Genomic DNA, 17,658 nt, shown 5'->3' on the forward strand with positions numbered 1-17,658 from the left:
CTGCCGGCCACGTTGTTGCGGTAGTAGGCCAGCGGCCGCGCCACGGACTCCGGCACCACCAAGCTGGCGGCGAAGTGCATCACCGACGTCACCGCGTGCCGGCGCAGCACCGCCACCACCAGCCCCCGGTCCAGGGTCGAGCCCGCCTCGAACGCCACACCCGCCGGCACCGCCTCCCGCACCCCCGTCGAGAGGTCATCCAGCACAACAGGAACCGCCCCCGCCTCCAGAAGACCCAGCACCGCGTGCGAGCCGATATACCCCGCACCGCCCGTCACCAGCACAACCTCGCCCGACAGGTTCCGCACCGGCCCCCCCATCATGCTTCGCGGACCGACAGAAGCCGTGGCGGGGCGCCTGCCCCGTCAGCGGGGCGGGAGCCGGCCCACGACCGCATCGCCGGCGATCTTGTTGAAGCGGCGTCCCTGCGTCTCCCCGGGCGGGAACGCGCGCTGCACCGTCAGCAGCGCATCCCGGTTCAGAGCCAGGGTGACGAAATCCGCCTCCGCCCAGGCGAAGGCCAGCCGGAACTGTTCCAGCAGCAGGTCTTCCAGGGCCTCATCCCAGTAGGGGCGCAGACGCAGCGCCAGATCGACCCGCCAGAAGGCAAGGCCGGGGTCGGCGGGATTGGTCAGGATCGAGGTTCTGAGAAGATCCACGGTCCGGAACGGATCGTCCCCGCGCAGCAGGGAAAGGTGCGCCAGCAGAGCCCAGACCCGGCCGTCGGCCGGGGCCCGGGACAGGCTGGCCTCCGCCAGGGCCTGCGCCCGCTCCAGCAACGGGTCCGCCGTGCCGGCCAGCCCCCCGACCTGCACGGCCCGGTCCAGCAGCAGCCGGGCGGTGCGCTGCTGTGCCACCGGATCCGGGAACCACGCGAGCTGCCGCTCCCGGGCGGCCAGCGCCGCCTCCCAGTCGGCATCGGCCCCGCTCGCCTTCCAGGTCGCGGTCAGCGCCGCCGCCGGCACCCCGACAAGCGAGGCGGGCAGGCGCCGGCCGGCCTCCAGCGCCGGCGGCAGGGCAAGCAGCAGCAGCGCCGCCGGCAGCAGATGGCGGCGCCAGCCCCTGCCGGCGGGAGGGGGCGGCCCGGCCCGGCTCTCCGGCGGGGACCCCGCCCCGGCATCGTCCGCCCTAGCCATGGCGCAGCTCCCCGGCATTCTCCAGATACCAGCGGCTGGTGGCGGCGATGCCCTCACGCAGGGGGATGCGCGGGGTCCAGCCCAGCGCGGTCAGGCGGGACACGTCCAGCAGCTTGCGCGGCGTGCCGTCCGGCTTCGTCGGGTCGTAGACGAAGCGCCCGCGCCAGCCGACCACCTCGGCGATCAGCGCCGCCAGCTCGGCGATGGCGATGTCCGTGCCGGTGCCGACATTGATCGTCCGCTCGTCCGACCAGTGCCGCAGCAGATGCACGCAGGCATCCGCCAGATCGTCCACATGCAGGAACTCCCGCCGCGGCCGGCCGCTGCCCCACAGCTCCACCGTCTCCCGCCCCGCGGCCTTCGCCTCATGCACCTTGCGCAGCAGGGCCGGCAGGACGTGGCTGTTCTCCGGGTGGAAACTGTCGTTCGGGCCGTAGAGGTTGGTCGGCATCGCTGAGATGAAGTCGCAGCCATGCTGCCGCCGGTAGGCCTCGCACAGCTTGATGCCGGCGATCTTGGCGATGGCGTATCCCTCGTTGGTCGGCTCCAGCGGCCCGGTCAGCAGGGCCGTCTCCGGCATCGGCTGCGGCGCCAGCTTCGGATAGATGCAGGAGGAGCCCAGGAACAACAGCTTCGCCACCTCCTGGCGGAAGGCGGCATGGATCACGCTGCCGGCGATGGCGAGGTTGTCGTAGAGGAAATCGGCCGGCTGGCGGGCATTGGCGAGGATGCCGCCGACCCTGGCGGCCGCCAGCACCACCACCTCGGGCCGGGTGTCCGCCAGCCAGCGGTCCACCGCCGCCCCGTCGCGCAGGTCCAGCCGGTCGCGCCCGACGGTGAGAACCTCGCAGTCCTCCGTCGCCAGACGGCGCACGACGGCGGAGCCGACCATGCCGCGGTGGCCGGCCACCCAGATCCGGCGGCCCTCCAGCCGGAAAACCGCACTGCCCAGGGCCGCCACCGTGTTCCCGGCCGCCACCGTCATGTCGGCTCCAGTTCCGGCGCCGCACCCTGGCGGACGGCTTCGAGGTCCGCCTCGACCATCTCCCGCACCAGCTCGGCGAAGCCGGTCCGGTGCGTCCAGCCCAGCCGCTCCCGCGCCTTGGTCGGATCGCCGAGCAGCAGGTCCACCTCGGTCGGGCGGAAGTAGCGCGGGTCGATGCCGACCAGCGCCTGACCCGTCCGGGCATCGACGCCGATCTCGTCCACGCCCGCGCCGCGCCAGGCGATCTCCCGCCCGACGATGGCGAAGGCGCGCTCCACGAACTCGCGCACGGACCGGGTCTCGCCGGTCGCCAGCACGTAGTCGTCGGGCCGGTCCTGCTGGAGCATCAGCCACATGCCCTCGACATAGTCGCGCGCGTGGCCCCAGTCGCGCCGGGCGTCCAGGTTGCCGAGATAGAGACGCTCCTGAAGGCCGTGCTCGATCGCCGCCACGGCGCGGGTGATCTTGCGGGTGACGAAGGTTTCCCCCCGGCGCGGGCTCTCATGGTTGAACAGGATGCCGTTGGAGGCATGCATCCCGTAGGCCTCGCGGTAGTTCACCGTGATCCAGTAGGCGTAGAGCTTGGCCGCCCCGTAGGGACTGCGCGGATAGAATGGCGTCGTCTCCCGCTGCGGCGTCTCCTGCGCCCTGCCGTACAGCTCCGACGTGGAGGCCTGGTAGAAGCGCACCGTGTCAGCCATGCCCAGGATCCGAAGGGCCTCCAGCAGCCGCAGCACGCCGACCGCGTCGGCGTTGGCGGTGTATTCCGGCACCTCGAAGCTGACCTGGACGTGCGACTGGGCGCCGAGATTGTAGATCTCGTCCGGCCGGATCTCCTGCACCAGCCGGATCAGGTTGGTCGCGTCCGTCAGGTCGCCATGGTGCAGGAAGAAGCGCGTCGGCCCCTCGTGCGGGTCGCGGTAGAGATGATCCACCCGCGCCGTATTGAAGGAGGAGGACCGGCGCTTCACGCCATGCACCGTGTAGCCCTTCTCCAGCAGGAATTCCGCAAGGTAGGAGCCGTCCTGGCCGGTCACGCCGAAGATCAGAGCCTTCTTCGGTCCGCCAGACGTCTTCGGCCCCATCACGAACACTCCGTCTGTGAATCGCCACCGACCCACAAGGAGTAAGATATGCGCCATCCGGACGGGACAGTCAAACCGATGACTTCATCAGGGAAAGCTGATGCCGGCGCCTGACGGCATCTGATCGAGGGTTCACGTCCGCCGCTCCGAAGTGGTAGTTTTCCCATGGGAACTGGTGGCAACGGGAACATGGTCGATGAAGCGGGCGCGGACACGGGTTCTGGTGACGGGTGGGGCGGGCTTTCTCGGCTCGCATCTCTGCGACCGCCTGATCGCGGACGGTAACGAGGTGATCTGCGTCGATAATTTCTTCACGGGCAACAAGGACAACATCGCGCATCTGCTGGGGCACCCGCGCTTCGAACTGCTGCGCCACGACGTGACCTTCCCGCTCTACGTCGAGGTGGACGAGATCTACAATCTCGCCTGTCCGGCGTCCCCGGTGCATTACCAGAACGATCCGGTGCAGACGACGAAGACGTCCGTGCATGGCGCCATCAACATGCTGGGTCTCGCCAAGCGGTTGCGCGCGCGGATCTTCCAGGCATCCACGTCGGAGGTCTACGGTGACCCCGACCAGCATCCGCAGTCCGAAGACTACCGGGGGAATGTGAACCCGATCGGACCGCGCGCCTGCTACGACGAGGGGAAACGGTGTGCGGAGACGCTGTTCTTCGACTATCACCGCCAGCACGGGGTCGATATCCGCGTGGCGCGCATCTTCAACACCTACGGCCCGCGGATGCATCCGAACGACGGGCGGGTGGTGTCGAACTTCATCGTCCAGGCCCTGCGGAACGCGCCGATCACGATCCATGGCGACGGCCGCCAGACTCGCTCCTTCTGCTATGTTGACGACCTGATCGAAGCCATCGTCCGGCTGATGCAGGCGCCGGAAGGCGCTACGGGGCCGGTCAATCTCGGCAACCCCGGCGAATTCACGATCCGGGAGCTGGCGGAACAGGTCATCGGGCTGACGGGGTCCCGCTCGGACCTGGTCTTCCGGCCGTTGCCGGTGGACGATCCGATGCAGCGCTGCCCCGACATCGCGCGGGCCCGCGCCCTGCTCGGGTGGGAACCGCGGGTTCCGCTGCGGGAGGGGCTGGAGCGGACGATCCGCTACTTCGCCGCCCTGCTGGCCGAGGCCGCGCCCGGATGAGCGGTGGACCGGACCGGGGGCGCGACGGGCAGCCATGTGCGGGATAGCCGCCATCTTCGCCTACGACCCCGTCGCCCCCCGGGTGTCCGGGCCGGAGCTGGCCGCCATCACGGATTCCATGGCGGCCCGGGGACCCGACGGCCAGGGCGAGTGGCGCCACCCGGACGGCCAGGTCGGGCTCGGCCATCGCCGCCTCGCCATCATCGACCTGTCCGATGCCGGGCGGCAGCCCATGGCCTCCGCCGACGGACGGCTGCACCTGGTCTTCAACGGCGAAATCTACAACCATGAGGCCCTGCGGGCCGAGCTGATCGACGCCGGCGTCGTCCTGCGCAGCCGGAGCGATACGGAGGTGCTGCTGCACCTCTATGACCGCCATGGTGCGGCCATGCTGCCCCGCCTGCGCGGCATGTTCGCGTTCGTCCTGTGGGACGAGGCACGGCAGGGCATGCTCGTGGCCCGGGACGGCTACGGCATCAAGCCGCTCTATCTCTGTGACCGCGGCGGCACCGTCCGCCTCGCCTCCCAGGTGAAGGCGATCCTGGCCGGCGGAGCGGTGCCCCGGCGGGTCCATCCGGCCGGTGCCGCAGGCTTCCTGCTCTGGGGGGCCGTGCCGGAGCCGTTCACGATCATCCGTGACATCGTTCCCGTTCCGCCCGGATCGAGTCTCTGGATCGACCGCTCCGGGGTCGGCCCGCCCCGGCGCTTCTGGTCGCTGGAGGCGGTCCTGGCGAAGGCAGAAGCCGAAGGACCGCGGGGAGATGCTGCGGGGCCGGGGACGCTGCGGGAAGCCCTGGAGGACACGGTCCGCCACCATCTGGTCGCCGACGTTCCGGTGGCGGTCTTCCTCTCGGCCGGCCTCGATTCCTGCACTCTCGCCTCCTACGCCGCGGCAGCGGGCAGGACGGCAGGCAGGGCGGCAGCGGACGGTCGCGTCGTGGACACGGTCACCGTGTCCTTCGACCGGCTGGAGGGAACGCCGGCCGATGAAGCCCCCCTGGCGGCCGGGGCGGCACGCGCCCTGGGCACCCGCCACCATCATCTGCGGGTTTCCGCCAGCGACTTCGCGGGCGACCTGGAGGGACTGCTCCGGGCCATGGACCAGCCCAGCACGGACGGGGTGAACGTCTATTACGTCAGCCGTGCCGCGGCCCGGGCCGGGATCAAGGTGGCGCTCTCCGGCCTGGGCGGAGACGAGCTGTTCGGCACCTACCCGAGTTTCCGGGACGTGCCGCGCCTTGCCGCAGGGCTGGGACCGCTCGCCGTCCTGCGGCCCGCCGGGGTCGGCTTCCGGCGCCTGACGGCCCCGCTCCTCCGCCGCTTCACCTCCCCCAAATATGCGGGACTGCTGGAATACGGCACCTCCGTCAGCGATGCCTACCTGCTGCGCCGGGCGCTGCACATGCCCTGGGAACTGCCGGACATCCTGGGCCCCGAAGCGGCGCGGGACGGCTGGGCGGAGCTGGAGGCGCGGACAGCCCTGCGCCGGACCGTCGCCGGGCTGCGGGACCCCTGGGTGCAGGTCGCGGCGCTGGAGGCGACCTGGTACATGCGCAACCAGCTCCTGCGCGATGCGGACTGGGCCAGCATGGCACACGGGCTCGAACTCCGGGTCCCGTTGGTGGACACGGCGCTGGTCGGGCGGCTCGCCCCTGTCCTGGCACGGCCGGGACGGCCCTCCAAACGCGCGATGGCGGAATCCGCACCGGTCCCGCTGCCCCGCCCGATCCTGGACAGGCCCAAGTCCGGCTTCTTCGTCCCGCTGCACGACTGGCTGCGCGGGATGCGACCGGGGGAAGCGACGGCCGGCAGACAGCCGGACAGGGGGCTGCGCGGCTGGGCCCGGAGGGTGCTGGCGGAATGGTCGGACGGATGAGGCTGCATGTCCTGCTCCATGAGGCCTTCGGCGGGGTCGGGGGCATCGCCGAGGTGAACCGGCTGCTGCTGGCGGCGTTGGCCCGGCATCCTGGCATCGGGGAGATCGTCGTCCTGCCGCGCCGCGTCCCGCCACCGGAAGCCCCGGTGCCGGAGCGGGTCCGGCACCGGCCCGTCCGCGGCAGCAGCGCAGCGGCCTATCTGGGAGCGGTGCTGCGGGAGGCTCTGACGGCCCCGCGGTCGGACCTGATCCTCTGCGGCCATGTCAACCTGCTGCCCGCGGCCGCCCTTCTGCGCCGCGGCCGGCGCATCCCGACGGCGCTGATGGCGCATGGGGTGGATGTCTGGCAGCCGACCGGCCGTTGGCCGGTGGACGGGCTGGTGCGCCGGGTGGACCATGCGGTCGCGGTCAGTGCCTTCACGGCGCGCAGGCTCCAGGCCTGGGCCGGACTGGCGGACGGGAGACTGCATGTGCTGCCGAACGCCCTGGACCTGTCCCGCTTCGCACCAGGCCCTCCCCGGCCGGAGCTGCTGGACCGCTACGGTCTGCGTGGCAGGACGGTCCTGATGACCCTGGCAAGGCTGTCCGCGCTGGAACGCTACAAGGGCATCGACGAGCTGCTGGACCTGCTGCCGGCCCTGCTGCGGGATAGGCCGGACCTTGCCTACCTGATCGTCGGCGACGGCGATGACAGGTCGCGGCTGGAGGGCAAGGCCCGCGGGCTGGGCCTGGGGGACAGGGTCGTGTTCACGGGCTTCGTGCCGGAGGCGGCGAAGGCCGACCATTACCGTCTGGCCGACCTGTTCGTCCTGTGCGGCTCCGGGGAGGGGTTCGGGCTGGTGCTGGTGGAGGCCATGGCCTGTGGCCTCCCGGTCGTCGCCAGCCGGCTGGACGGGTCGCAGGAGGTGGTCGCGGACGGAATGCCCGGCGAGCTTGCCGATCCCCGGAGTCCGGCGGACCTCCGCCGCGCCGTCCTGGCCGGCCTCACCCGGCCGAAGGGGGCCGTGCCGCGGGCTCTGGAGCGGTTCGGCTTTCCCGCCTACACCGCCCGGGTGCATGCCCTGCTGGATGTCCTGCTGGATGCCCGGGCGCCAGACGGACCGACCGGACCCGGCGGGCTCCCCTGACGGCGGCGGGGCGGCACATCCGGTCAGCGGCGTCCGAGGGCGTATTCCAGGGCGGCCAGCAGACCCCGCAGATCCTGCTCGAACCCCCAGCCCTTGATGATGCGGAGACTCGCCGCCCCCATGGCGGCCATGCGCGCCGGATCGTGCAGGATTCCGGCCAGCGCCCGGGCAAGGGCGTCCGGATCGCCGGCCGGGAAGACCCGCCCGTTCTCCCCGTCGCGCACCAGGTCCGGACCGCAGCCGACCCTGTCGGAGACGACGATGGCGCGGCCCGCGTTCATGGCCTCGTTGACCACCAGCCCCCAGGGCTCGTCCACCGAGGGCAGCACGAAGACATCGCAGAGATCGAAGAAGGCGGGCAGTTCGGACTGGTTCCGGAAGCCGAGGAAATGGACGTGGGGGAGCCCGGCCGCGCCGCGCTCGAGAGCCGCGCGCTGCTCGCCGTCGCCGATGTAGAGCAGGATCGGCAGACGGTCCGGCGGCAGCAGGGCCGGCAGACGCCGGACCGCCTCCAGCAGGTCGTGCGCCCGCTTGCGGGGCTCGAACTTGGAGGCGAAGAGAAGGACGGGCCGGTCCGGCGGCAGCCCGAGCCGCGCCCGCAGCGCCTCCCGGTCCGGCCGCGCGGCCGCGACCCGGCGGCGGAAGAAATCGTTGTCGACGGCATAGGGAACCGGAAAGATCCGGTCCGCCGCGATGCCATGGCCCAGATAATAGTCGCGGTTCAGGCTGCCGATGGCGAGAAAGGCCGTCACCGCCCGGGACAGCAGGGCGAAGAAGGCCGTCTTTGCCGCCTGCCGGGCCGGAGAGCGGGCACGGCTGACCGAGGTCGCCTCGTCCCGCAGCAGAACCTTCAGGCCCAGCGCCCGCGCGGCGGCAATGGCGGCGAGATTGTGGGGACGGCCGTAGCCGTGGACCCAGAGCACGTCGAACCGTCCGCGCCGGAGGCGCCGCCAGAGGCCGTAGCTCCAGGGATGCAGCACATCCACCCGGTCGGTGCCGCCGACGGCCGGCAGGAACTCGTGACGGTATCCTTCCAGCAGCGGCACGTCCCAGGTGACGCTCCGCCCGAAACCGGGATCGACATACCCCCTGACCGACAGGTCGCTCTGGAAGAAGACCGTCAGGTCGATGTCGGGGCAGGCGGCGACCTGACGCAACAGGGGGGCCTGATACTGGATGGGATGGGTGACGACATAGGCAAGACGAACCGGCCGTCCGGCGCGGGTCCGAAGAGGGGGGAGCCCCTGACCGGTCGTCATGCCGCGTCTTTCCTTCAGGAGTCCCGCTGCCCGTCCCCGACGGGGTCAGGTCGGTCCGCGCCTTCGTCTGTTCTGTCTGTTTGACTGTGCCCCCGACACTTGGCAAGTCTTATCATCGACCTCGGCAGGGCTGCGTGCCCGGCCCGGGCAGCCCAGCTCCGGACGGACCGGTCACCATGACCAGCACCTCCCCCTTCGTGTCGCCGGACCGGAACGTCCCCCCGCCGGACGGCAGGGTTCTCCTGGCCCTGCTGCTCCTGCTTCTGCTCACGCTGCCTCTGCCGTTCGGCGGGGCACGGCCCTGGGCCGCGGACCTGTTCGTGATGGCGGCCGGTGGCCTTCTGGCCGGCTGGGCGATCCTGTCGCCGGGCATCGACAGAACGGGAGGGCGGTTCTGGCCGCATGGCACGGGCCCGACCCTGGCCGTGGCGGCCGTCGCCCTGTGGGCCGTGCTCCAGGCGCTGCCCGTCTGGCCGGAGGCGGTCGCGCACCCGCTCTGGGCGGAGGCGGAAACGATGCTGGGGCGGGACATCGGCCACCGCATCTCCCTGGCGCCGGCGGCGACGATCCGGTCAGCGGGGATGCTCGCGGCCTGCGCCGCCATCTTCTTCGTCACGGCCCAGCTCTGCCGCAGCCGCCGCAACGCGCAGAGGCTTCTGGCGACCGTCGTGGCCGGCTGCTTCGTCTATGCCGCCTACGGGATCGTGACCTATGAGCTGCTGGACAACCGCATTCTCTGGATGGAACGCTGGGCCTACCGGGACGACGTCGCATCGACCTTCGTCAACCGCAACTCTTTCGCCTGCTTCGCGGCCCTGGGCCTCGTCAGCGCGCTGGCGCTGCTGGTCGGCAGGCTGAGCGCCGCCTGGATCGCTCCGGACAACCGCCGGCTGGCGATCGTGGACGTCACGGAACGCGCCGGCACCTACGGGCTGGTCCTGCTGGCCGTCGCCATCGTCCTTCTGTCGGGCATCCTGATGAGCCATTCGCGCGGCGGCCTCGCCGCGGCGGCGGCGGGCTCGGTCGCCGCGATCGCCCTCTGCGCCCGGGCCCGGCGGCGGACCGGACTGCTGCGGGTGCTGCTGCTGCTGGGCGGCCTCGTCGGACTGACGGTGATGGTGCAGATCGGCGGCGAGGGGACGATCTTCCGGATCGTCAACGAGGGACCGGTTCAGGCGCGGGAGATCCTCAACACGGTGATGCTGCGCGCCATCGCCAGTTCGCCCCTGGTCGGCTACGGCCTGGGCACCTTCGAACAGACCTTCAGCCTCTTCCTGGACCGGGAGGCGGCCCTGGCACTGTCCGGCAACGGCTCCCTGCCGAGCATCGACAGGGGGCACAACGACTATCTGGAAGGCATGCTGGGTCTGGGCATACCGGCGGCGCTGGTGCTCTGGGGCAGCATCGGCGCCGTCGCGGCACGCTGCTTCCAGGGCAGCGCCGGGCGGCGGCGCGACTGGGTCTATCCCGGTGCCGCGGCGGCGGCCACGACGGTGGTGGCCGTCCATTCCCTGGTGGATTTCAGCCTCCAGATCCCGGCGGTCGCGGCGACCTATGCGGCGCTGCTGGGGATGGGCTACGCCCAGGCCCGCAGTTCCCGGGACCCGTCATGACGCCCCGTCACGGACGCGCGGGGCCGGACGCGCGGAACCGTCACAGCCCCTCCAGCACGGCGGCCAGACGGGCATCGTTACCGTAGCCCGACATCTCCGCCCGGCGGCGTCCGGCGGCGGCGATCGTGGACCGGGCCTGCTCGTCGTGCATGAAGCGGTGGATCAGGTCCGCGCAGTCCCGCACATCGTCGAAGAACAGGGCCTCCCGTCCCTCCTCGAAACTCAGCAGATGGTCCCCGGTGCGCTGCGCCAGCAGGAACCCGCCGCAACCCGCGATCTCGAACGTCCGGCGGGCCAGCGTGTCCACGTTCGACCGGGTCACGAAGCTGAGACAGATGCGGCTTTTCCAGATCGTCTCGCGGTAGCCGTGACCGTAGGTGGAGGGATGATGGCTCGGTCCCAGCCGCGACCGCCACCGGGCCGGCCATGCGCCGCTGTGGACCTGCACATTGATGCCGTACCGCACGCGCAGCGCATCGATGAAGGGGCCACGGTCGTCATAGGGCGCCCCGATGAAGGAGACGGTGAAGGGTCGGTCCCTGTCCGACCAGCCGGCCGGCGGAGGAAAATGCACGGTGGGTTCGTAGGAGAAGGGCATCAGGCGGACCTCCCGGGCTCCGGCACGCCTGTACTCTTCAAGGTTCGAGGGGCGGGGCACGATGTGGACGTCGTATTCCGGCAAGGCCGTCAGAAACGTGCCCCAGCAGCCGTCCCGCCTCGGCCCGAAAGGGTTGTCGGGATTGTAGTGGACGACGCAGCGCCCCGCCGTCCGCAGGGCCGCCACGGTTTCCCGGCGGACCAGGACGGCCTTGTCCGCCCAGACGATGTCCGGTCGGGCGCCTTCCACCGCGAGGCGGAGATCCTGGTTGCAGCGGTCGGCCGAACGGCCCCGCTGCAAGCGGTACCGGGCCTGGCGCGCAAGCCGGGACCCCGCGGTCAGATAGGGGGTCATGTCGAATTCGACGACCATATGGCCCAGCCGCCGCAAGGCGGCGATGCGGTGCCGGGTGTTCGAGATGCCGGACATCTCCCCGGCATAGAGGATGCGCCGCTGCATCGCCGTCAGACCGTCACGGCAGGACGCACCGGCCCCGTATGCCGGACCGGCGGGACCGGGACCGCGATGCCCAGCGCGTCCAGGGCGGCGGCGATGCGGCTGTCATTGTCGTAGCCGGAGCCCCAGGCCCGGCGGGCCGCCGCCTTTCCCATCTCCACCCTCCGGTCGGGATCGTCCAGCAGGAGCTGGACATGCCGGGCACATTCTTCAACATCGGAGAAGAACAGGGCCTCGGTCCCCTCCCGCAGGGCGTCGAGCTGGTCCGGAGTCCTGTAGGCGACGACAGCGGCCCCGGCCGCCGTCAGCTCGAAGGTCCGGGTGGCCAGATCGTCGATGTTGGACCGGGTGACGAAGCCCAGACAGATGCGGGACCGCCAGATCGCGTGCCGGTAGAGATCCCCCGGTGCGGGTCCGCGATGCCGGACCCCAGGGTCCAGGGTGTGCCGGCTCCGCCGGGGCCACTGGCTGCCATGGACCGTCACCTCCCGTCCGAGACGCGCGGCGAGGGCGGAGAGGAACCGCGGCCTGTCGTCGTAGGGCGAGCCGATGAAGGTCACCGCGTGGGGCCGGTCCGCGTCCGTCCAGCCGTCAGGCGGGGGATAATGTACCGTCGGTTCGAAGGCGAAGGGCAGCAGCGCCACCCGCCGCGCCCCGTGCCGCGGATAGTCCTCAAGATTGCTGCGGCGGGGAACCAGATGTGCGTCGTACTCGGGCAGGGCCGCGAGGAAATGCCGCCAGCCCGGGTCCCGGCGCGGGCCGAAGGGGTTGTCCGGGTTGTAGTGGAGGACGCAGGCCCCGAGGCGGCGGGCCTCGCGCACCGTCCCGGGGCGCAGCAGCAGGGCCTTGTCGCACCATACGATGTCAGGACGGGCGCAGGCGACCTGATCCAGCAGGGCGCGGTTGAAACTGTCGACCAGCTCCCCCCTGCCCAGCCGGAGCCGGAGATAGCGGGCCGCGCGGCTGCCGGCCTCGGTATAGATGTCCGTGTCCATCGACCGGAGCCGGAATCCCAGCCGGCCAAGCGCCATGTGGCGGTGCCAGCAGGTGCCCGTTGGACTCAGGCTACCGACATAGAGTATCCGGGTCATGCTTCATCGGGGACAGGAGCGCAGATGACGGGACTGCCCCGGTCATCGGCCGCCTTTCGTGAAAGAATCGTTCTGGCATATCACGACGAACACAGCGAATCCAGTTCTCATGGGACACGGATTGACTGACGGGCACATACCGATCACGGGAACGGAAACGCCATGACCGAAAAGACCGACCTGGATCACATCGCCGAACGCATCCGGCCGACCAAGATCACACATGATTATTTCCGGTACTACTGGATACACTTCGGTAATCGCCGCCATACCGTCCGTTCCCTGCTGGAAATCGGTGTGCAGAGCGGTCGTTCGCTCAAGGTCTGGCGTGAGTTCTTCCCGAACGCCACCATCTGCGGGCTGGACTACGATCCGGGATGCGCCCGGCTGAACGCGGACGGCTTCGCCGTCGAGATCGGGGACAGCCGGAACCCGGCAGTGGCCCGCGCCGCGCTGGAGCGGTTCGGGCGGACATCCTTCGACATCATCATCGACGACGGCGCCCATCATCCCCAGGCACAGATCGGGACCTTCCGCACCTGGTTCCCCCATCTGGCCGAGGGCGGCGTCTATGTCGTGGAGGACGTGGCGCAGTTCAGCCGCTACGACCGGGTGGATGCGCTGGACGCCTTCTCCGAACTGATCTACGGCATCAACCATGTGCCGGACGGAAGCACCGACTGGCATGCGCTGACGACGCTGGAGGGGGTGGCGAACCCCTTCGTCCGGCAGATCGTCGGCATCTCCTTCTACCGCTACCTGATCTTCATCGAGAAAGGGCGGAACCCGGAGGACAACCGCTACCTCGCGGACCCCGCCTTCAACCGGCTGGATCTGGAGGCACAGCGGGAGGCCGGCGGCACGGCCCCGCCGACGCCCTCCGACTGGAGGGGCTGGCGCAACCTGTCAGCCCACCTGGGACGGCGGCTGGGCAGCAGCTTCATCCCGAGGGACATCCGGCGGCCGCGCCTCGGCGGCAGCCTTCTCCGCGCGGTCGCCCGCCGGCTGGGGCTGTGACCGCCGGGCGCGCCCGCTGCCGCCACCGGCGAAGCGGGAAAAGCGATGGTGCGCCCCCTGCCGCAGCCAGTCGCGCTGATCCGCCGAAAGCACCACCCGGTAGGCCACCGGCAGGGCCACCGCCAGCCAGAGCACACCGAACAGGCCCAGCGTCAGGGGCGACGCGGGCGCCACGACCGCCGCGGCCGCCCCGGCCAGGCCCCAGGAGATCAGGGTCGCCCCGCCGGTCCGGACGGCACTGTCCATCAGGAAGGGAAGCAGCGGCAGCCCCAGCCGCGGATGGCAGAGAGCCGGCAGGAACAGACCGATGGCCACCGTCTCCCCCACCGCCAGCGCGACGGCGGCACCGACGGCCCCCTGCCCGGGGATCAGCAGGAGCATGAGCAGCAACGACAGACCGGCATGCAGCAGATAGCTGAGGGTCAGCGCCTGGGGGCGGTTGGTGAAGCTCAGGAACGTCTGGCTGGGGATCGCGGGGCTGACGGCAAGGATGCCGGCCAGCAGGACGGCGAAGACAGGCAGATCCAGGGCCACCGCGCCCCCGGTCCAGATCCGGACGAACGGCTCCGCCGCGACGAGGGAGATACCGGCGGCGAATCCGGCGACGCCGCCCAGGAAGCGGCTGGTCCTGAGAAACATGCTGCGGACGCCGGCGAGATCCTCCCGCGCGTACTTGATCGACATCTCCACGCCGATCCCGGGAGCGAGCTGCGCCGGAAGCTGCCGGACCATGCCGGCCAGCGTGCGGGCGATGCTGAACAGGATCACCGCGTTGCCCGCCGGGGCGAGATGGTTGAGCACCAGGATCGGAAGCTGCGTCACCGACATCTGGTAGAGCGGTCCGACGGCATAGAGCCCGCCGCGGCCCGCGATGTCGCGCAGCTCCGCCCGGTCCGGCAGGGCGAACCCCCAGGGCAGGGAGCCGAACTGGCGGCGGAGATCCCAGGGAAGCACGACGAGGAAGAGGACGACCCCGCCCAGCGTGACGAGGGCGATCTGCGACGGCCCCGCCCCCAGGAGAAGGCAGACAAGGGTCGCCAGCACCGTGTAGAGCGAATGCAGGATGCCCATGTAGACCGACCGTTCGTACCGCCCGCGGGTCCTGTAGAGGACCCCGAGAAGGCCCATGCCGACGGTCAGGATGTTCACCAGGGTACAGCCGGCCAGGGCCAGGAAGGCATCGTCCGGCGGCATCGTCCCGAGCTTCAGCAGCGCCACGGGATCGGTCAGCAGCAGCAGGGCAGCGATGCCGGCGACGGCCGAGGCGGTGACCACCGCGTAGCACCCCAGCGCGATCTTCAGGGTCTTCGCGTAGGCCGCCTCCTCACGGGCGGCCCACTGCATGGTCAGCCTGTTGCCGAAATAGAACTGCATGCCGAGGTCGAGCAGGCCGGCCATGGCCGCGACGGCCCCGATCACCAGCCAGTCCTGGTAGATGCCCGCCCCCCAGGCATGCAGATAGGCCGGAACCAGCAGGAACTGTTGCCCGAAGGTGAGCCCGAACAGGATGAAGCGGGCGCCGAATCCCCGGGTCAGGGACCCTTTCACCGACCGGTCGTCGCCGCCGTCCAACGCCGGGCCGTCCGGATCAGCGCAGCGCGGCCCGGCCGGCCGACACGGCGGGCCGCGCGCTGAAGGACCGGAACAGGCGGAAGACCAGATCGAGGGCCAGGAAGACCAGAATGTAGCGCAGGGCCGAGAAATACATCGTCATGGTGGCCTCCGCCCCGAGAAAGAACTGGAACATCAGCCCCAGCCCCATCACGGTGACATAGCCATCGTGGAACCAGCCCATGACATGGGCACAGACCCGGACAGTCAGGAAAATGATGACCGGGTAGATGATCAGCCCGGCGAACCAGAAATCCGCGAAGGAACCGATCACGGGGCTGAACGCCTCGTCCGACGGCGGCCGGCCGATCACCTCGTTCACGACATCCTCCGTGAAGGGGACGGTCCGCACCAGTTCGGTCTTGCCCGGGATGACGAAGCGCGGAACGGTGACGATCGCCGACATCGCAAGATGCCGCCCCCCCAGCATGTCCGACGCCGGATACTGGTGAACGACGTCCGCCGTATAGCCGAACATGAAGGCGCGGTAGCTCAGATTCTCGAAGCTGGAGGCGGTCGCCAGTTCGCGCTCCGCCTGGACGACGCTGTAGGCCACGCTGAGACCGTCGAGCATCCCGCCATTGACGCTGGCATCGGCGACCCGGTTCATGCCGATCCGCAGCATGTACTGAAGCTGGGTGGCCGCCATGATGGTGGCCAGAAGCACGAGGCCGGCGGCGAACAGCCATCCCGGACGGACCCGGCGGCCGCAGGCGAGATGCCGGGCCCAGACATGGAAGACCGTGCCGATGATGAGGGCGCTTGCGAAGCTCAACCGTCCCCAGAGGGCGCAGAGGAAAAGCTGGACCGCCAGCGTGGCCAGCGTGGTCACGATGAAGACAAGGGAATGGCGCCGGAGACCCTGGCCCAGAATCCAGCCACAGCAGGCGACGACCGGCAACAGGAGCGCGCCGATCATGTTGGCAAGGATGGGGGCTTCCCCCTCGATGCGGGAGGTCAGCCCGCGGAAACCCCAGTCGCCGGTCGACAGGGCGTAGGCCTCGGCCGCAAGGAGCACGACGAAGAAGCCGCCGATGCGCGAGCCGGACCCGCCCCCGCGGCCCAGCAGGTCGAAGCTCGGCGCCCAGGACGCGCGCTCGTACCGGCCAAGGAATGACAGCGCCGCGCAGAACAGCACGACATACAGGGCGCCGACGATGGCCTGCTCCCCGTCGAAACGCGGGTAGTAGACGGCGCGCAGCGTATCCTCGCCCGGGGCCAGGAACAGGCTGAGCGCTCCGCCGAAGAAATGGAAGAACTGGAGCGCCGCCGCGAGAAGGCGGCAGGCCGACCAGCTCTCCCGCGGGCTCCAGACGATGTCGGCGAAGGCGAAGAGGGCGGGCGCCGTCAGACAGAGGAAGCCCAGGACCATGATGGCCGCCGATTGAAGGCCGGCCCCGACGAACAGGGCCAGAAGGCCCAGGACGGTCAGTCCGGTCCGCAGCAGCACCGAGGTCTTGGCGATACGGGCGTCGGTCACGGGGCCCGGCACGGCTATCGTCATGGTCCAGGTCCGCCTGTCATTCCGTTCCAGCACCGGCCCGTTCCCGCGCCTGCCGGAGACGGTGCATCGGTCCACCCGGCCGGGACGCGGCCGGAAACGGACGTGTTCCGATCTTCCGCATTGGCAGCCTACCAACTTTGGCTTATCCGTGCCACCCGAACGGCAGCAGAGCCGGGGAGGCAGGCATGGGCGACCCGACCTGGATCACGACCGGCCCGGAGCGACCCGTTCCGGACCGGCGGTTCCGCTGGGTCGCGGCCACCGATCCCGTGAACGAACCCGCCCTGGACCGGCTGGAGCAGCAGCTTGCGGCGTTCTACGCCGGCAATCTGGACTATTTCACCCTGGAGAACGGCGATTTCACGAACTGGACGGAAGCCCGTGGTCCTTTCGGCCGGATCGTCTCCCTGACGGCCGGGCGGCGGGTGCTGGAGGTGGGCTGCGGCCTTGCCGGGATTCTGCGCAACCCCGGAGTGAGGGCGGCCGGGTACACGGGCTGCGACTTCCCGGCCGATCTCATGGCGGAGAATGCACGACGGTTCCCGGATGCCCGGTTCGTCCCGCTGGAGGTCCCCCGCAGGCTGCCCTTCGCGGACGCCGCCTTCGATCTTGTCTTCAGCGTCTTCGTCCTGGAACACGTCGTCTTCCCGCACCGCTTCCTTGACGAATGCCTGCGCGTCTGTGCGCCCGGCGGCCTTGTCATCGTGCTCTGTCCAGATTTCCTCGGCAGGGGCCTGTCGTCCTCCCAACGGTTCGGGTTCAGCCCCGGGACGGGGCGCGAGAAGCTGCGCCGGGGGCGGATCCTGGATGCGCTGGTGACCGGGTATGACGTGCGGATCCGCCTGAAGCGGCATGCGGCCCGGTTGCGGGATGCGGCCGGGGACGGCCCCGGATTCATGATCAATCTCGCCCCCAGGCTGTTCAGCGACCCGTTCCAGATCGATGTGGACGCCGTCCACCAGACCTACGGGCCGGAGATCGGCGCATGGCTCCGGCGCGGCGCCGACCTGATCGGAACTGATCCGGAAACGGCCGGGTACTGCCGGGAGAACGGGCTTCTCTTCGTTGAAGCGCGCAAGCGCGCGTGAGGTCTTCATTTTACGCTGTCCCGCCGCGGCCGCGCCTGCCACTCTGTCCATCC

Annotated in this window: 15 protein-coding genes; 6 read left to right on the forward strand and 9 right to left on the reverse strand. The window is 70.3% G+C overall.

Going from position 1 to position 17,658, the window contains the following annotated elements:
- The 4 genes from ACFQPS_RS17230 to gmd all read right to left on the reverse strand — a co-directional run.
- The coding region (locus tag ACFQPS_RS17230; RefSeq protein ID WP_377360452.1) for an NAD-dependent epimerase/dehydratase family protein at positions 1-323 on the reverse strand (323 nt) is incomplete at its 3' end.
- A 42-nt stretch (positions 324-365) separates the two neighbouring features.
- The gene (locus ACFQPS_RS17235; protein ID WP_377360453.1) at positions 366-1,136 is read right to left on the reverse strand and encodes a hypothetical protein; all 771 of its coding nucleotides are present in this window, start codon (positions 1,134-1,136) and stop codon (positions 366-368) included.
- Entirely contained in the window at positions 1,129-2,121 is a 993-nt protein-coding gene (gene fcl / locus ACFQPS_RS17240; RefSeq protein ID WP_377360454.1) for a GDP-L-fucose synthase, read from the reverse strand. The genes ACFQPS_RS17235 and fcl overlap by 8 nt, the downstream gene beginning before the upstream one ends.
- Positions 2,118-3,206, reverse strand: a complete 1,089-nt coding sequence (gmd, locus tag ACFQPS_RS17245; RefSeq protein ID WP_377360455.1) for a GDP-mannose 4,6-dehydratase — start codon at positions 3,204-3,206, stop codon at positions 2,118-2,120. Before gmd ends, fcl begins: the two co-directional genes overlap by 4 nt.
- A 196-nt stretch (positions 3,207-3,402) precedes the next feature.
- Here gmd and ACFQPS_RS17250 point away from each other — a divergent pair, with 196 nt between their 5' ends.
- The 3 genes from ACFQPS_RS17250 to ACFQPS_RS17260 are packed head-to-tail and all read left to right on the forward strand — an operon-like array spanning position 3,403 to position 7,368.
- Complete coding sequence (locus ACFQPS_RS17250; RefSeq protein ID WP_377360483.1) at positions 3,403-4,365, forward strand: UDP-glucuronic acid decarboxylase family protein; 963 nt, start codon at positions 3,403-3,405, stop codon at positions 4,363-4,365.
- A gap of 34 nt (positions 4,366-4,399) precedes the next feature.
- A complete protein-coding gene (gene asnB / locus ACFQPS_RS17255) occupies positions 4,400-6,241 on the forward strand; it encodes an asparagine synthase (glutamine-hydrolyzing) (RefSeq protein ID WP_377360456.1) in 1,842 nt (613 codons plus the stop codon).
- Positions 6,238-7,368, forward strand: a complete 1,131-nt coding sequence (locus ACFQPS_RS17260; RefSeq protein WP_377360457.1) for a glycosyltransferase — start codon at positions 6,238-6,240, stop codon at positions 7,366-7,368. The genes asnB and ACFQPS_RS17260 overlap by 4 nt, the downstream gene beginning before the upstream one ends.
- 23 nt (positions 7,369-7,391) lie before the next feature.
- Here the strand turns inward: ACFQPS_RS17260 and ACFQPS_RS17265 are convergent, their stop codons facing one another.
- Entirely contained in the window at positions 7,392-8,627 is a 1,236-nt protein-coding gene (locus tag ACFQPS_RS17265) for a glycosyltransferase family 4 protein (RefSeq protein ID WP_377360458.1), read from the reverse strand.
- A gap of 176 nt (positions 8,628-8,803) precedes the next feature.
- Here ACFQPS_RS17265 and ACFQPS_RS17270 point away from each other — a divergent pair, with 176 nt between their 5' ends.
- Positions 8,804-10,240 carry an O-antigen ligase family protein gene (locus ACFQPS_RS17270; protein ID WP_377360459.1) on the forward strand — a complete coding sequence of 479 codons (1,437 nt, stop codon included), beginning with the start codon at positions 8,804-8,806 and terminating at the stop codon, positions 10,238-10,240.
- Positions 10,241-10,280: 40 nt separating this feature from the next.
- Here the strand turns inward: ACFQPS_RS17270 and ACFQPS_RS17275 are convergent, their stop codons facing one another.
- Together ACFQPS_RS17275 and ACFQPS_RS17280 are read right to left on the reverse strand one after the other, a co-directional pair.
- Complete coding sequence (locus tag ACFQPS_RS17275) at positions 10,281-11,297, reverse strand: CgeB family protein (protein WP_377360460.1); 1,017 nt, start codon at positions 11,295-11,297, stop codon at positions 10,281-10,283.
- Between the two features lie 5 nt (positions 11,298-11,302).
- Positions 11,303-12,385, reverse strand: a complete 1,083-nt coding sequence (locus ACFQPS_RS17280; RefSeq protein ID WP_377360461.1) for a CgeB family protein — start codon at positions 12,383-12,385, stop codon at positions 11,303-11,305.
- 162 nt (positions 12,386-12,547) lie between these two features.
- On the opposite strand from ACFQPS_RS17280, the gene ACFQPS_RS17285 reads away from it, so the two are divergent.
- A complete protein-coding gene (locus ACFQPS_RS17285) occupies positions 12,548-13,402 on the forward strand; it encodes a class I SAM-dependent methyltransferase (RefSeq protein ID WP_377360462.1) in 855 nt (284 codons plus the stop codon).
- On the opposite strand, the gene ACFQPS_RS17290 is transcribed toward ACFQPS_RS17285, so the two are convergent.
- Together ACFQPS_RS17290 and ACFQPS_RS17295 are read right to left on the reverse strand one after the other, a co-directional pair.
- Positions 13,292-14,950, reverse strand: coding sequence for a lipopolysaccharide biosynthesis protein (locus ACFQPS_RS17290; RefSeq protein WP_377360463.1), 1,659 nt, complete (start codon positions 14,948-14,950; stop codon positions 13,292-13,294). The genes ACFQPS_RS17285 and ACFQPS_RS17290 overlap by 111 nt on opposite strands.
- Before the next feature lie 40 nt (positions 14,951-14,990).
- The gene (locus ACFQPS_RS17295; RefSeq protein ID WP_377360464.1) at positions 14,991-16,517 is read right to left on the reverse strand and encodes a hypothetical protein; all 1,527 of its coding nucleotides are present in this window, start codon (positions 16,515-16,517) and stop codon (positions 14,991-14,993) included.
- Positions 16,518-16,702: 185 nt separating this feature from the next.
- Here ACFQPS_RS17295 and ACFQPS_RS17300 point away from each other — a divergent pair, with 185 nt between their 5' ends.
- The gene (locus ACFQPS_RS17300) at positions 16,703-17,605 is read left to right on the forward strand and encodes a class I SAM-dependent methyltransferase (RefSeq protein ID WP_377360465.1); all 903 of its coding nucleotides are present in this window, start codon (positions 16,703-16,705) and stop codon (positions 17,603-17,605) included.
- The last annotated feature ends 53 nt before the right edge of the window (positions 17,606-17,658 follow it).

The organism is Rhodocista pekingensis, assembly GCF_042665545.1.
GTDB classification, from domain to species: Bacteria; Pseudomonadota; Alphaproteobacteria; order Azospirillales; family Azospirillaceae; genus Rhodocista; species Rhodocista pekingensis.